Source organism: Klebsiella sp. CB_Kp196, assembly GCF_040061575.1.
Lineage (GTDB): Bacteria > Pseudomonadota > Gammaproteobacteria > Enterobacterales > Enterobacteriaceae > Klebsiella > Klebsiella michiganensis.
In genome coordinates this window covers 120032-133628 of sequence record NZ_JBEAFH010000002.1, presented here as the reverse complement: position 1 = coordinate 133628, position 13597 = coordinate 120032, and the positions used below count along the sequence as shown (strand labels likewise).

Below are 13597 nucleotides of genomic sequence, written 5' to 3'. Positions count from 1 at the left end.
AGCTGAAAGAAACGGTGAATCGTTCAAGCAAATTATTTTTTCGTTTTTAGGATTCTTTGCCAGATATAGCTAAGCTAATGATTCTTCAGAAATCTGATGAAATTTGATACAAAAGATACGCAGTTGCGAAAAATGAACTCACCTTTTCATTAAAAATAAAAATAGCGTTTCATTTTTTAAATATGAGACAAAGCCTGGAGCGTTATGCTTAAATTTAATATCAGCTTTCAGACAATTAAACTCATTATACCGGATGGTCAAAATGGAAAGTGCTGTAGATCGCCACGTATTTTATATTTCCGACGGTACCGCTATTACGGCGGAAGTTCTGGGTCATGCGGTCATGTCGCAATTCCCGGTCGCCACCAGCAGCGTAACCCTGCCGTTTGTCGAAAATATTAGCCGCGCGCGCGCCGTGAAGGAGCAAATCGACGCGATTTTCCAGCAGACCGGCATTAGACCGCTGGTGTTCTACTCCATCGTGCTGCCGGAAATCCGCGACATCATCCTACAAAGCGAAGGCTTTTGTCAGGATATCGTCCAGGCGCTGGTGGCCCCCCTGCAGCAGGAGCTGCGCCTCGATCCGACGCCAATCGCTCACCGCACCCACGGCCTGACGCCCGGTAACCTGAACAAATACGACGCGCGTATCGCCGCTATCGACTACACCCTTGCCCACGATGACGGAATTTCTCTGCGTAATCTCGATCAGGCCCAGGTGATCCTCCTCGGCGTTTCGCGCTGCGGGAAAACCCCCACCAGCCTGTATCTGGCGATGCAGTACGGTATCCGCGCCGCCAACTACCCGTTTATCTCCGATGATATGGACAACCTGATTCTTCCGGCTTCGCTTAAGCCGCTACAGCACAAACTCTTCGGCTTAACGATCAATCCGGAGCGCCTGGCAGCCATCCGCGAAGAGCGGCGGGAAAACAGCCGCTATGCTTCCATGCGCCAGTGCCGGATGGAAGTGACCGAAGTCGAGGCGCTTTACCGCAAAAACAAGATACCTTGCCTGAACAGTACCAACTATTCCGTGGAAGAGATCGCCACCAAAATCATGGATATTATGGGGTTGAGCCGCAGAATGTACTAACACACTAGTACATTATTAAAAATTTGTTTATGCTATCACCTGAGCCCTATACAGGATCATGCCCTGCTCTTGCAATAAGCGGGGATTGGTTTATCGTGATGCGCATCACTTCCCGGCATTTTCGCCGCGGAAGAAACAGATTTTGAGACCCCAATGAATAAAACAGACGAATTGCGTACCGCGCGCATTGAAAGCCTGGTAACTCCTGCGGAACTGGCTCAGCGGCATCCAGTGTCTGCCGACGTTGCCGCACACGTTTCCGCCTCACGCCGCCGAATCGAGAAAATTCTCAACGGTGAAGATCGCCGCCTGCTGGTGGTGATCGGTCCCTGTTCCATTCACGATATTGATGCGGCGATGGAGTATGCGCGCCGCCTGCAGGGTATGCGCGAACGTTACCAGCCGCAGCTGGAAATCGTGATGCGTACCTATTTTGAGAAGCCGCGCACGGTGGTTGGCTGGAAGGGGCTGATCTCCGACCCCGACCTGAACGGCAGCTATCGGGTGAATCACGGCCTTGAGCTGGCGCGTAGCCTGCTGCTGCAGGTCAATGAACTGGGTGTCCCGACCGCCACCGAGTTTCTCGATATGGTGACCGGGCAGTTTATTGCCGACCTGATAAGCTGGGGCGCTATCGGCGCGCGTACGACCGAGAGCCAGATCCACCGCGAAATGGCCTCGGCGCTCTCGTGCCCGGTAGGCTTTAAGAACGGTACCGATGGCAATACCCGTATCGCCGTTGATGCGATCCGCGCTTCCCGCGCCAGCCATATGTTCCTGTCGCCGGATAAGCAGGGACAGATGACCATCTACCAGACCAGCGGCAATCCGTACGGCCATATCATTATGCGCGGCGGTAAAAAGCCGAATTACCACGCCGCCGATATCGCCGCCGCCGGGGAAGCGCTGGCGGAGTTCGACCTGCCGGAACAGCTGGTGGTGGATTTTAGCCACGGCAATTGCCAGAAACAGCACCGCCGTCAGCTGGACGTTTGCGCCGACATCTGCCAGCAGATCCGCGCCGGCTCGACCGCCATCGCCGGGATCATGGCCGAGAGTTTCCTTCAGGAAGGCACGCAGAAGGTCGTCGCGGGCCAGCCGCTGACCTGGGGACAATCGATTACCGATCCCTGCCTGAGCTGGGACGATAGCGAACGGCTGCTGGATGAATTAGCCGCCGCCACCGCCACCCGCCTGTAGTTCCCCTCCCCACCGTACGCGCGGTGGGGAGCGATTTTCCGCCATCGACCGGCCCGACACCTGCTAAATCTGGTATTCCGCTAAATAAAGCTTGCGTGAAAAACAACATTATTGATAATGATTATCATTGTTGCCTTGATTTTTATTTTTAGTGCTATGACGCGTATGGATAACACTGCCACAGCAGAAAAAACAACAGACAATGCCCCGTATCCGGTGCCGACGGACAAAGAGATAAGCAGCCGGACATTATTAGGCAGCGAGGGACGGGTGGTGATTGAACATCGCGGTCAGCGCTACCTGCTGCGTCAGACCCATTCGGGTAAGCTGATCCTGACCAAATAATTATCCCCGCCGATAAAGGCAGGGATAACGATCGCTAGCTGGAACAGCTTACTTCCAGACGCCTTCCCCAGTCCGGTGGACGCTGAATATACTCATCCGTCCGATCGGCAAAGGGGTGAGAGAGTGCGCTATGCAGGCGCTCCAGCTCGCTCATATCCCCCTGCTCCGCCTGTTCAATGGCCCGCTGAGCCAGCCAGTTACGCAGCACGATCGCCGGGTTCACGCTGCGCATCCGCGCCTGCCTTTGCGCATCGTCAACCTGTTCATCGCGCAGGCGCGCGCGGTAAGCGGTAAACCAGCTATCGAACGTCTCGCGGTCGATAAACTCATCGCGTAGCGGCGAGGCGGCGCTCTCCTGCTCGCTGGAGCTGAGCATCCGGAAGGTCCGCGTATAGTCGCTGCCCTCGCGTTCCATCAGCGCAAACAGGCCGTCCAGCAGTTCGTTATCCCCTTTTTGCTGGGTAAACAATCCGAGCTTGTCGCGCATGCGGCGGCCATACGCCGTCAGCAGGGCATGCTGGTAACTATCCAGCGCGCCGTTCAGCGCCTCAGCGCTGATAAACGGCGAGAGCGTCTGAGCCAGCCGTTGCAGGTTCCATAGCCCTACCGCCGGCTGATTATCAAAGCTGTAGCGCCCCTGATAATCGGAGTGGTTACAGATAAAGCCAGGCTGGAAATCATCAAGGAAACCGTACGGACCGTAGTCCATCGTCAGGCCGAGAATCGACATATTGTCGGTATTCATCACCCCGTGGGCAAAGCCCACCGTTTGCCAGCAGGCAATCATCTCCGCGGTTCGGGTGACAACGTCACTGAACCACAGAAGGTACTTATCCGCTTCATTTTGCAGATGCGGCCAGTGGTGACGAATCACGTAATCCGCCAGCTGCTGCACTTTCAGAGGCTCGCGACGGTAGTAAAAATGCTCAAAATGGCCGAAACGAACGTGGCTTTCCGCCAGCCGCATCAGCATTGCCCCGCGCTCGACGGTTTCGCGGTATACCGGCGTATCGCTGGCCACTATCGCCAGCGCGCGGGTGGTGGGAATGCCCAACGCATGCATCGCTTCCGAGGCCAGCGCCTCGCGGATCGTCGAGCGCAGCACCGCCCGCCCGTCGCCCATTCGCGAATAGGGAGTGAGCCCGGCGCCTTTAAGGTGCCAGTCAAAGCGACGACCATCAGCGAGCTGCTGTTCGCCGAGCAGAATACCGCGCCCGTCGCCGAGCTGCCCGGCCCAGGCGCCGAACTGGTGGCCGCTATAAACCTGCGCCAGCGGCGACATTCCCGGCAGCAGCGTTTCGCCGCCCCATACGCCAGCGCCCTTCTGCGGGCTGAATAACGACGCGTCAACGCCCAGCGTTCGCGCCAGCGGAGCGTTGTGCCAGACAAGCCGCGCATTCTCCAGCGGCGTAGGGGTTAAAGCGGTGTAAAAATCCGGCAGTTCATCACGCCAGTGGGTAGTAAAAGACAGGGTCATGGTTCCTCCTGTCTTCAGTGTAGTGCTTTCAACAAATTATTAACACGGAGGATTGGATGGGTTATTGCGATAAAAGACAAGACGGGCGTTGTGGCGCTGCCCGGTAAGGCGTTATCGCCGCCGGGCAAGAAAACGCCACGCTACGCTTTGACGTATCGAGGCTAGATCCTTCGCGCCTGCCAGAATTTTTTATGCCAGTAGACATTATCCAGCGACGATCGCGTCACGCCCTGGCTGGTGGAGGCGTGGATAAACTGGTTATCCGTATCGTAAATACCGACGTGCAGACCGCTCTCTCCGGAACCGGTCTTGAAGAAGACCAGATCGCCGGGCAGCAGTTCGCTCTTATCGATTTTCGTGCCGATCTCCGCCTGTTCACGCGTTTCACGCGGCAGCTGCAACGCGAACTTATCGCGGAAGGTCATCAGCACAAACCCGGAGCAATCAACGCCGCGCGGCGACATGCCGCCGTAGCGATACGGCGCTCCCCGCCAGTTCCTTAGCTGCTCATTCAGGTTAGCAACAACGGTAATCGAATCAGCAAGCCGTGGATTGGGCGGCGGCGCCCGGTGGCTGCTACAACCCGCCAGAAATAACGCAACACACAAAACGAGCCAAAAACGCATCTCAGACGAATCCTCTGTTCCCTATCCTGATAGCAGGATAATTTACCTTGTTTATCAATTCGCTGGCAAGCCGACTGCGTGCTACTGTGACGCAACGAGCATAAGATGACCCGCCACTTCGACCCGCTGGAAGTCCATGGCATAGGCGGCGGTTAAATTCTCTTCGCTTAATACCTCGGCGGTGCTGCCGCAGGCGATCGTCTCCCCCCGGCAGATAAGCCAGGAGCGATGGGCGTGTCGGAGGGTATGATTCAGGTCGTGGCTGCTCATCACGACGGCAATCCCCGAGGCGCAGAGTTCGCTTAACAGTCGGTCAAGCGCGGCCTGCTGCGCCACGTCCAGGCTGTTCATCGGTTCATCCAGCAATAGCAACTGTCCGGACGCGTTAGCCTGACGATGAATCTGCAGTATTACCGCCGCCAGGCGCACGCGCTGCCACTCCCCGCCGGAGATGTGATTCACCTGGCGCCCAAGCTTGTCGCCTAAGCCCAGCTTCTCCGCGATGGTCGTCAGTAGCCCGTTGTGCGCGTCGTCCTGGAGATGCAGCGACAGGTAATGCCAGACCGGCATGGCGAAAGGCGGCATCTGGTGCTGGCTTAAATAGGCCCGATGACGCGCCAGCTCCTGCGCCAGCCAGTCATTCAGCGGGCGTCCATTCAGTTTTACCTGGCCCGGGCCGGTAGAGAGCCCCGCCATACGCGCCAGCAACGTGCTTTTCCCCGCCCCGTTTGGCCCCACCAGATGAACGATCTCTCCCGGCCGGATATCGGCTGAAAACGGCGCCAGCCGCCCCGCCTCTTCTACATCCTGTAGCTGCATCAAAAACGGCATTATTTGGCTAAAGCTCCTTTAATAGCGGCCACCAGCTGCGGATCATCCGGCGTCATATCCGGTGAGAAACGGCCGATGACCTGACCATCGCGGCCGATGAGGAATTTTTCAAAATTCCACAGAATATCATCCACGTACAGCGGCGCTCTGCCTTTGCTGGCCATGCGCTCATAAAAACCGCTGCCTTCCGGGGCGATAGCCTGCGGGGCGGCCTCAACCAGCTTCTGGTACAGAGGCGCGCGATGTTCGCCGTTGACGTCAATTTTGCTGAACATCGGGAAAGTCACGCCGTAAGTCGTGCTACAGAACGTTTTAATCTCTTCTTCGCTACCCGGCTCCTGACCCAGAAACTGGTTGCACGGAAAGCCCAGTACGCTAAAACCTTCGCTTTCTAAATCTTTTTGCAGCGCTTCCAGCTGCTCATACTGCGGCGTCAGGCCGCATTTTGACGCGACGTTGACAATCAACAGGACTTTGCCTGCCCACGGGGTGAGCGTTGTTTTCTCACCATCAATGGTGGTGACTTCAGTATTGAGAATATCGTGTTGCATAGCCTTCCCTCAGTGAATATACCGGTTACTGCTTCAGGTGATCCCTATCTACTGTAGCGGATTCAGACTGGGTCATTCTACTTTGAATCCCCCGGGAGTGTCTCTTGATGTAACAGGCAGCACAACATGAATTCATCTCAACACCGGGAGCGCGCAATTCAGTGTACAGTGGTGGATGGATGTAATAGCATTTCGTTAATTGTTAATTTAAGAGAGTTTTATTGATGAAGAAGATGTTTAGCGCGGTGTTAATCGCGGCCTCCGTTACGCTGCTTTCGGCCTGCTCGCCGGATGAAGATAATAAGATTAAAGTCGCCATTAATACCGGGCCGGATGAGGCTATCTGGAAAGTCGTAGAACAGGTGGCCAAAGAGAAATACAACCTCGACGTCGAGGTAATCTCTTTTAATGATTACGTTCTGCCGAACGAAGCCCTGAACAATAAAGACGTCGATGCTAACGCCTTCCAGACGCTGCCTTACCTTGAGGCACAATCAAAAGAGCGCGGCTATAAGTTTGCCATTGTCGGTAAAACCTTCGTCTTCCCGATCGCCGCCTACTCGAAGAAAATCAAAAATATCAGCGAACTGCCTGACGGCGCGACGATTTCCATCTCTAACGAAACCACAACCCTGGGCCGCAGCCTGCTGCTGCTGCAGGCGCAAGGTTTAATCAAGCTGAAAGAGGGTACAGGCTACCTGCCGACGACGCTGGACATTATCGACAATCCTAAGCAGCTGAAAATCGTGGAAGTCGACACGCCGCAGCTGACCCGTACGCTTGATGACCCGAACGTCGCCCTGTCGATCATCAACACCAACTTCTCCGCTCAGGCCGGTCTCTCGGCTGCCCGCGATGGGCTATTTATGGAAGGCCCGGACTCGCCGTACGTCAACGCCATCGTTGCGCGCGAAGATAATAAAGACAGCAAAAAAGTCCAGGAACTGAAAGAGGCCTTCCAGACTCAGCAGGTTGCCGACAAGGCAGCGGAAGTCTACAAAGGCGATGCGATTAAGGGCTGGTAATACTATCAACCGCTTACGGCCGCCCCTCACTGCGGGCGGCCTGATTTCAGCAATAACCAGATAAACACCGGCGCGCCCAGGGTGGCGGTGACCACGCCAATCGGCAATTCCGCCGCCGAAAGCGCCAGACGCGCGATAATATCCGCGCCCAGCAGCGCGCTGGCCCCCGCTAACAAACAGGCCGGAAGCAGCGCGCGGTGATCGCTTAAACCACATAAGCGCAGGATATGCGGGATAACCAGACCAATAAAGCCGATCGCGCCGGCCAGCGCCACGCTGACGCCCACCAGCCAGCCAGTCGCCACCACCAGTACTTTACGCCATAGCCACAGCGGTAGCCCCAGCTGGCGTGCGGAAACCTCCCCCAGCGCTAACAGATTAAGAGGCTGCGATTGCAGGCACACCCAGGCCAGCACCGGCAGCAGGGCCAGCATCAGCCACAGCTGCTGCCAGTCCACGCCGCCAAAGCCGCCCATCATCCAGTACATCAGCTGGCGAAGATCGAAAGAGGTTGAAAAGTAGACCGCCCAGGTCATCAGCGCGCTGCATATGATACCGAGCGCCACGCCCGCCAGTAGCAGGCGGCTGGTCGAGAGATGCCGCCTGGCAAAACGCAGTAAAATAAAGGTAATGACCAGCGCGCCTGCGATGGCGCACAGCCCCAGCGCCCAGCCCGGAAGCAGCCCTTTTCCCAGCAAGACTGCAGCTATCAGGCCAACCCCAGCGCCGTTTGATACCCCCAGCAGCCCGGGCTCCGCCAGCGGGTTTTCAAACAGCGCCTGCATAATCGCGCCGGACAGGGCCAGCGCCGCGCCCACCAGCAGGACGGCCAGAGTGCGCGGCAGACGAATCTGCCAGATAAACAGCTCGCCTTTGGCGCTAAACCATTCACCGGGGCCAATCCACTGGTCGCCCGCGCACAGGCTGATGGTCGACGTGACCAGCAGCAGCAACGTTAATACCGCAAGCCAGCGCCGGTTGCGGCGCCGTTGAGTTTGAGCAAAGGTCAGCATAGATTTCTGAGTCGAGAAAAAGGATGTGATTGATTTTACGGTATTCGGCCTGGAAAAGAAAAAAGGCCGCATAGCGGCCTTTTTGATTAGTCAGTCCAGATCATTTCTCTCTGGGTGAAGCGTTTTCGACACGGCTTTTTAACTTCTGTCCGGGTCTGAAGGTCACCACACGCCGGGCTGTAATAGGAATATCCTCTCCCGTTTTCGGGTTACGGCCCGGGCGTTGGTTCTTATCTCGCAAATCGAAGTTGCCGAACCCGGAGAGTTTTACCTGCTCTCCGTTTTCCAGAGCGCGACGGACTTCTTCGAAAAACAACTCTACCAGCTCTTTGGCATCCCGCTTGCTAAGCCCAAGCTTATCAAACAGATATTCTGACATTTCAGCTTTTGTAAGCGCCATAGGTTCAATCCCTCAATGATGCCTGGAATCGCTCTTTCAATGCCTCTACACATTTGGCGACGGTAGCGGCAATCTCCTCTTCTTCGAGTGTACGGCTGGTATCCTGGAGGATAAGGCTGATAGCGAGGCTTTTGAAACCTTCCGCTACGCCCTTGCCGCGGTACACGTCAAATAAGTTTACGCCAACTACCTGATTTACGCCAACTTTCTTACACTCGGCTAAAACATCGGCTGCGGGAACGTTTTCTGCCACAACGACAGCGATGTCGCGACGGTTCGCCGGGAAGCGAGAAACTTCACGCGCCTGAGGCACCACGCGGTCTGCAAGCTTGTTCCACTCCAGCTCGAACACCAACGTGCGGCCGTTCAGATCCAGTTTACGTTCCAGCTCGGGATGAACAACCCCAATAAAACCAATACGTTCACCTTTCAGATAAATCGCCGCCGACTGGCCCGGATGAAGCGCATTATTGGCTTCGATGCGGAATTCGATGTCGGACAGTTTACCCGTGAGGTCGAGAACGGACTCCAGATCGCCTTTTAAATCATAGAAATCGACGGTTTCTTTTGCCAGGTTCCAGTGTTCTTCATAGCGGTTACCGCAGATGACGCCAGCCAGCATCACGTCCTGGCGAATACCCAGCGGGGCCTGCGTATCGGGAACAAAGCGTAAGCCGCTCTCAAAGATGCGGACGCGACTCTGCTGGCGATTCTGGTTGTAGACCACCGTCCCGAGCAGACCGGTCCACAATGACAGACGCATCGCCGACATTTCGCTGGAGATCGGGCTCGGCAGAATCAGCGCTTCTTCTCCGGCGTGGATCCACTGCTGTACTTTCGGGTCAACAAAGCTGTAGGTAATCACTTCCTGATAGCCTTTGTCGTTGAGCAGCGTTTTCACGCGCTTAAGCGACAGATCCGCTTCGCGGTGGCTGCCCATGATCAGGCCCGCTTGCACCGGTTCGTCAGGAATATTGTTATAGCCATAGACGCGGGCAACCTCTTCGACCAGGTCTTCTTCGATCTCCATGTCGAAACGCCAGCTCGGCGCCACGGCATGCCACTCATCCTGGCCTTCGGTAACTTCACAGCCCAGACGACGCAGAATGTCGCTAACCTGCTCATCTTCAACGTGATGGCCAATCAGACGATCCAGTTTGCTGCGGCGAAGGCGGATGGTCGCAGGCTTCGGCAGAGTCGCTTCATTGGTCACGTCAATAATCGGGCCCGCTTCACCGCCGCAAATATCCATCAGCAGGCGGGTTGCGCGCTCCATTGCCTGATACTGCAGCGCGGAGTCCACGCCGCGCTCGTAGCGGTGGGAAGCATCGGTATGCAGACCATGACGGCGGGCGCGGCCGGTAATGGACAGCGGGCTGAAGAACGCGCATTCCAGCAGAACGTTTTGCGTTTCATCGTTTACGCCGGAGTGCTCGCCGCCGAAAATTCCGCCCATAGCCAGGGCTTTCTGGTGGTCAGCAATAACCAGAGTATCGGTATCCAGCTTAGCCTCGGAGCCGTCGAGCAGGACCAGGGTTTCGCCTTCATGCGCCATACGCACGATAATTCCGCCTTCAATGCGGTCTTTATCGAAGGCGTGCATCGGCTGGCCGAGCTCGAGCAGAACGTAGTTGGTCACGTCAACCACGGCATCGATGGAGCGAATGCCGCAGCGGCGCAGCTTCTCTTTCATCCATAACGGCGTCGGCGCTTTGACATTAATGCCTTTTACCACACGGCCCAGGTAGCGCGGGCATGCTTCCGGCGCATCGACCTGAATTGGCAGAACATCGTCGATGGTTGCGGCCACCGGAGTCATTTCCGGGACATGTAGTGGCGCCTTGTTGAGCACGGCGACATCGCGGGCAATGCCGATAATACCCAGGCAGTCGGCACGGTTCGGCGTGACGCTGATTTCGATAGTGTTATCGTCGAGCTTCAGGTATTCGCGGATATCGGTACCCAGCGGCGCGTCGGCGGGCAGTTCAATAATACCGCTGTGATCGTCGGAGATCCCCAGCTCGGAGAAGGAGCACAGCATGCCTTCCGACGGCTCGCCGCGCAGCTTTGCCGCTTTAATTTTAAAATCGCCCGGCAGTACGGCACCGATGGTTGCAACGGCAACCTTCAGGCCCTGACGGCAGTTTGGCGCACCGCAGACGATGTCCAGCAGGCGTTCGCCGCCGACGTTAATTTTTGTGACGCGCAGCTTGTCAGCATTAGGGTGCTGAGCGCACTCAACCACTTCCCCAACGACAACGCCGTTGAAGCTGCCCGCAACCGGTTCAACGCCGTCAACCTCAAGGCCGGCCATCGTTATCTGGTCCGACAGCGCTTCGCTATCGATAGCTGGGTTAACCCACTCGCGTAACCACAGTTCACTGAATTTCATTGTTCTGTCCTGCCCTTATTTAAACTGTTTGAGGAAACGCAGATCGTTTTCGAAGAACGCGCGTAAGTCGGTCACGCCGTAGCGCAGCATGGTCAGACGCTCCATACCCATGCCGAAGGCAAAGCCGGAATAGATTTCCGGATCGATACCCACGTTGCGCAGTACGTTTGGATGCACCATCCCACAGCCGAGCACTTCCAGCCATTTCCCGTTTTTCCCCATAACGTCGACTTCGGCCGACGGCTCGGTGAACGGGAAATAGGACGGACGAAAACGAATCTGCAGATCTTCTTCAAAGAAGTTACGCAGGAAATCGTGCAGCGTTCCCTTCAGGTTGGTAAAGCTGATGTTGGTATCAACGATCAGGCCTTCCATCTGATGGAACATTGGGGTGTGGGTCTGATCGTAGTCGTTACGATAGACGCGGCCTGGCGCAATAATGCGGATCGGCGGCTGCTGGTTAGCCATGGTGCGGATCTGCACGCCTGAGGTTTGCGTACGCAGCAGGCGCGTGGCATCAAACCAGAAAGTGTCGTGGTCAGCGCGTGCCGGATGGTGGCCAGGAATATTCAGCGCATCGAAGTTGTGGTAGTCATCTTCGATTTCCGGGCCAGTCGCGACGGTAAAGCCGAGCTCACCGAAGAAACTTTCAATACGATCGATGGTACGGGTCACCGGATGCAGGCCACCGTTCTCAATACGACGCCCCGGCAGAGAGACATCGATGGTCTCCGAGGCCAGGCGCGCGTTAAGAGCGGCGCTTTCAAGATCTGACTTACGCGCGTTAAGCGCCTGCTGGACCTGCTCTTTCGCTTCGTTGATAACCGCGCCGGCTGCCGGGCGCTCTTCAGCAGGCAGCTCACGCAGGGTCGTCATCTGAAGGGTCAGGAGCCCTTTTTTACCCAGGTATTCCACGCGGACGTTGTCCAGCGCAGCAACATCTGATGCCTCGTTAATGGCTGCCTTCGCACTGGCAACCAGCTCTGCGAGATGTGACATGGTTTTCCTCATTATGTCGGTGCAGACACCGGTTATGGTTATTATTTTGCTTTCACTATTTCGAGCCGCAGACGGCGGGTCATTCGCCATTTGCCCGAATGACCCGGTCAATCCACACGTCTGGAGCTTGAAATAGAACAAGCCAGTTCAGATACAAAAAAAGCCTCCACAGTGGGAGGCTTTTTGGCGCTGTTTTCCGTTTCTTCTTTCACGCGCTAGCCTCCTGAGTTCAGGTGCTAAAGTAAAAAAAGAAGCGGAAAATAGCAGCATTCATGCTTGCATTACCTTGTCTGGTAAAAAACGTAAGATCGATATTGAAAAGCTTACGCGGATAAAAGTCAATGTATTGATAGTCTTGAAACGAAAAGAGGGAGACAAGCTCCCTCTTTCAACTGGCTTATGCCAGAGCTGCTTTCGCTTTTTCGACCAGCGCGGTGAACGCTAATTTGTCGAATACGGCGATGTCAGCCAGGATCTTACGGTCGATTTCAACAGAGGCTTTTTTCAGGCCGTTGATGAATTTGCTGTAAGAAATACCGTTCTGACGTGCTGCTGCGTTGATACGCGCAATCCACAGTTGACGGAACTGACGCTTTTTCTGACGACGGTCACGATAAGCGTACTGACCAGCTTTGATAACAGCCTGGAAGGCAACGCGGTATACGCGAGAACGCGCACCGTAGTAGCCTTTAGCTTGTTTCAAAATTTTCTTGTGACGTGCACGGGCAACTACACCACGTTTTACGCGAGCCATATGTGCTCTCCTGTATCTATTCTAATTAAAAAGTTAAAAGGGTTAACGACTTATGCGTACGGCAGGCACGCGATGACCAGGCCCAGATCGCCTTTAGAAACCATGGCTTTCGGACGCAGGTGACGTTTACGCTTGGTAGCTTTTTTGGTCAGAATGTGACGCAGGTTAGCGTGCTTGTGCTTAAAACCACCTTTACCGGTTTTTTTGAAGCGCTTAGCAGCACCGCGTACGGTCTTAATTTTTGGCATTTTAATAACTTCCACTTCGCATTGTTAATAAACGAAACATAGGCGAACAACGGCTGCGGAACCCGCAGGCTCCACAGACATTGCTACTTGAAGGCCTTACTGTTTCTTCTTAGGAGCGAGCACCATGATCATCTGGCGGCCTTCGATCTTCGTTGGGAAGGATTCGACTACTGCCAGTTCACTCAGATCGTCACGGACGCGGGTAAGCACTTCCATACCGATCTGTTGGTGGGCCATCTCACGGCCGCGAAAACGCAGCGTGATCTTGGCCTTATCGCCATCTTCCAGAAAGCGAATCAGGCTGCGGAGTTTTACCTGATAATCGCCATCGTCGGTGCCAGGACGGAACTTAATTTCCTTAACCTGGATAACTTTTTGCTTTTTCTTCTGTTCCTTAGAAGACTTGCTCTTTTCATAAAGGAACTTGCCGTAGTCCATGATACGACAAACTGGCGGTTCGGCGTTAGGGCTGATTTCAACTAAATCTACTCCAGCTTCTTCAGCTTTTTCGATCGCTTCTCTCAGACTCACAATACCCAAAGCTTCGCCTTCCAGACCAGTTAAGCGAACTTCCAGGGCGCGAATCTCGCCATTAATACGATTCGGACGTGCCGTTTGAACTCGTTTTCCGCCTTTAATA

The 13597-nt window shown here is 55.3% G+C and carries 16 protein-coding genes and 1 other annotated feature; of the genes, 4 read left to right on the top strand and 12 right to left on the bottom strand.

The window, feature by feature from the left end; genetic code table 11:
- Nucleotides 1-262 precede the first annotated feature (262 nt).
- The 3 genes from ABLU87_RS01695 (at nt 263) to hemP (ending at nt 2641) form a co-directional block, all read left to right on the top strand.
- A complete protein-coding gene (locus ABLU87_RS01695) occupies nt 263-1096 on the top strand; it encodes a pyruvate, water dikinase regulatory protein (RefSeq protein WP_122117432.1) in 834 nt (277 codons plus the stop codon).
- A gap of 153 nt (nt 1097-1249) precedes the next feature.
- Nucleotides 1250-2296: a 3-deoxy-7-phosphoheptulonate synthase AroH gene (gene aroH, locus ABLU87_RS01690; protein ID WP_025108222.1), complete on the top strand. Its 1047-nt coding sequence runs from the start codon at nt 1250-1252 to the stop codon at nt 2294-2296.
- A 165-nt stretch (nt 2297-2461) separates the two neighbouring features.
- Nucleotides 2462-2641, top strand: coding sequence for a hemin uptake protein HemP (hemP, locus tag ABLU87_RS01685; RefSeq protein ID WP_160741222.1), 180 nt, complete (start codon nt 2462-2464; stop codon nt 2639-2641).
- A gap of 34 nt (nt 2642-2675) precedes the next feature.
- Here the strand turns inward: hemP and selO are convergent, their stop codons facing one another.
- The 4 genes from selO to ABLU87_RS01665 all read right to left on the bottom strand — a co-directional run bounded on the left by selO (nt 2676) and on the right by ABLU87_RS01665 (nt 6126).
- Entirely contained in the window at nt 2676-4118 is a 1443-nt protein-coding gene (gene selO / locus ABLU87_RS01680) for a protein adenylyltransferase SelO (RefSeq protein ID WP_064358130.1), read from the bottom strand.
- Nucleotides 4119-4279: 161 nt separating this feature from the next.
- Entirely contained in the window at nt 4280-4744 is a 465-nt protein-coding gene (locus ABLU87_RS01675; RefSeq protein WP_004134084.1) for an NlpC/P60 family protein, read from the bottom strand.
- A gap of 81 nt (nt 4745-4825) precedes the next feature.
- Nucleotides 4826-5575, bottom strand: a complete 750-nt coding sequence (gene btuD, locus ABLU87_RS01670) for a vitamin B12 ABC transporter ATP-binding protein BtuD (protein WP_014229727.1) — start codon at nt 5573-5575, stop codon at nt 4826-4828.
- A complete protein-coding gene (locus tag ABLU87_RS01665) occupies nt 5575-6126 on the bottom strand; it encodes a glutathione peroxidase (RefSeq protein WP_025108225.1) in 552 nt (183 codons plus the stop codon). The genes btuD and ABLU87_RS01665 overlap by 1 nt, the downstream gene beginning before the upstream one ends.
- Before the next feature lie 224 nt (nt 6127-6350).
- Here ABLU87_RS01665 and ABLU87_RS01660 point away from each other — a divergent pair, with 224 nt between their 5' ends.
- Nucleotides 6351-7151, top strand: coding sequence for a MetQ/NlpA family lipoprotein (locus tag ABLU87_RS01660; RefSeq protein ID WP_014229729.1), 801 nt, complete (start codon nt 6351-6353; stop codon nt 7149-7151).
- Nucleotides 7152-7177: 26 nt separating this feature from the next.
- Here the strand turns inward: ABLU87_RS01660 and btuC are convergent, their stop codons facing one another.
- The 8 genes from btuC to infC all read right to left on the bottom strand — a co-directional run bounded on the left by btuC (nt 7178) and on the right by infC (nt 13596).
- Nucleotides 7178-8164: a vitamin B12 ABC transporter permease BtuC gene (gene btuC, locus ABLU87_RS01655; protein ID WP_009653750.1), complete on the bottom strand. Its 987-nt coding sequence runs from the start codon at nt 8162-8164 to the stop codon at nt 7178-7180.
- Between the two features lie 100 nt (nt 8165-8264).
- Entirely contained in the window at nt 8265-8564 is a 300-nt protein-coding gene (gene ihfA / locus ABLU87_RS01650) for an integration host factor subunit alpha (RefSeq protein WP_004851790.1), read from the bottom strand.
- 4 nt (nt 8565-8568) lie between these two features.
- Nucleotides 8569-10956: a phenylalanine--tRNA ligase subunit beta gene (gene pheT, locus ABLU87_RS01645; protein ID WP_122117433.1), complete on the bottom strand. Its 2388-nt coding sequence runs from the start codon at nt 10954-10956 to the stop codon at nt 8569-8571.
- A 15-nt stretch (nt 10957-10971) separates the two neighbouring features.
- Nucleotides 10972-11955 carry a phenylalanine--tRNA ligase subunit alpha gene (gene pheS / locus ABLU87_RS01640; protein WP_004851795.1) on the bottom strand — a complete coding sequence of 328 codons (984 nt, stop codon included), beginning with the start codon at nt 11953-11955 and terminating at the stop codon, nt 10972-10974.
- Nucleotides 11956-12108: 153 nt separating this feature from the next.
- Nucleotides 12109-12234 (bottom strand) — a sequence feature (Phe leader region).
- Nucleotides 12185-12229 carry a pheST operon leader peptide PheM gene (gene pheM / locus ABLU87_RS01635; RefSeq protein WP_001386830.1) on the bottom strand — a complete coding sequence of 15 codons (45 nt, stop codon included), beginning with the start codon at nt 12227-12229 and terminating at the stop codon, nt 12185-12187. (Overlaps the previous feature by 45 nt.)
- A gap of 118 nt (nt 12235-12352) precedes the next feature.
- Nucleotides 12353-12709: a 50S ribosomal protein L20 gene (rplT, locus tag ABLU87_RS01630; RefSeq protein WP_004102963.1), complete on the bottom strand. Its 357-nt coding sequence runs from the start codon at nt 12707-12709 to the stop codon at nt 12353-12355.
- A gap of 50 nt (nt 12710-12759) precedes the next feature.
- Nucleotides 12760-12957 carry a 50S ribosomal protein L35 gene (gene rpmI / locus ABLU87_RS01625; protein ID WP_001124225.1) on the bottom strand — a complete coding sequence of 66 codons (198 nt, stop codon included), beginning with the start codon at nt 12955-12957 and terminating at the stop codon, nt 12760-12762.
- A gap of 96 nt (nt 12958-13053) precedes the next feature.
- Nucleotides 13054-13596, bottom strand: a complete 543-nt coding sequence (gene infC, locus ABLU87_RS01620; RefSeq protein WP_052746887.1) for a translation initiation factor IF-3 — start codon at nt 13594-13596, stop codon at nt 13054-13056.
- Nucleotide 13597: the final 1 nt, after the last annotated feature.

Bases quoted from the DNA above. Each gene is read 5' to 3' on its own strand.
- selO (WP_064358130.1), bottom strand. From the start codon at position 4,118: ATGACCCTGTCTTTTACTACCCACTGGCGTGATGAACTGCCGGATTTT.
- ABLU87_RS01665 (WP_025108225.1), bottom strand. From the start codon at position 6,126: ATGCAACACGATATTCTCAATACTGAAGTCACCACCATTGATGGTGAG.
- ABLU87_RS01660 (WP_014229729.1), top strand. From the start codon at position 6,351: ATGAAGAAGATGTTTAGCGCGGTGTTAATCGCGGCCTCCGTTACGCTG.
- pheT (WP_122117433.1), bottom strand. From the start codon at position 10,956: ATGAAATTCAGTGAACTGTGGTTACGCGAGTGGGTTAACCCAGCTATC.
- ihfA (WP_004851790.1), bottom strand. From the start codon at position 8,564: ATGGCGCTTACAAAAGCTGAAATGTCAGAATATCTGTTTGATAAGCTT.
- aroH (WP_025108222.1), top strand. From the start codon at position 1,250: ATGAATAAAACAGACGAATTGCGTACCGCGCGCATTGAAAGCCTGGTA.
- ABLU87_RS01695 (WP_122117432.1), top strand. From the start codon at position 263: ATGGAAAGTGCTGTAGATCGCCACGTATTTTATATTTCCGACGGTACC.
- rpmI (WP_001124225.1), bottom strand. From the start codon at position 12,957: ATGCCAAAAATTAAGACCGTACGCGGTGCTGCTAAGCGCTTCAAAAAA.
- hemP (WP_160741222.1), top strand. From the start codon at position 2,462: ATGGATAACACTGCCACAGCAGAAAAAACAACAGACAATGCCCCGTAT.
- btuD (WP_014229727.1), bottom strand. From the start codon at position 5,575: ATGCCGTTTTTGATGCAGCTACAGGATGTAGAAGAGGCGGGGCGGCTG.
- btuC (WP_009653750.1), bottom strand. From the start codon at position 8,164: ATGCTGACCTTTGCTCAAACTCAACGGCGCCGCAACCGGCGCTGGCTT.
- rplT (WP_004102963.1), bottom strand. From the start codon at position 12,709: ATGGCTCGCGTAAAACGTGGTGTAGTTGCCCGTGCACGTCACAAGAAA.
- pheS (WP_004851795.1), bottom strand. From the start codon at position 11,955: ATGTCACATCTCGCAGAGCTGGTTGCCAGTGCGAAGGCAGCCATTAAC.
- ABLU87_RS01675 (WP_004134084.1), bottom strand. From the start codon at position 4,744: ATGCGTTTTTGGCTCGTTTTGTGTGTTGCGTTATTTCTGGCGGGTTGT.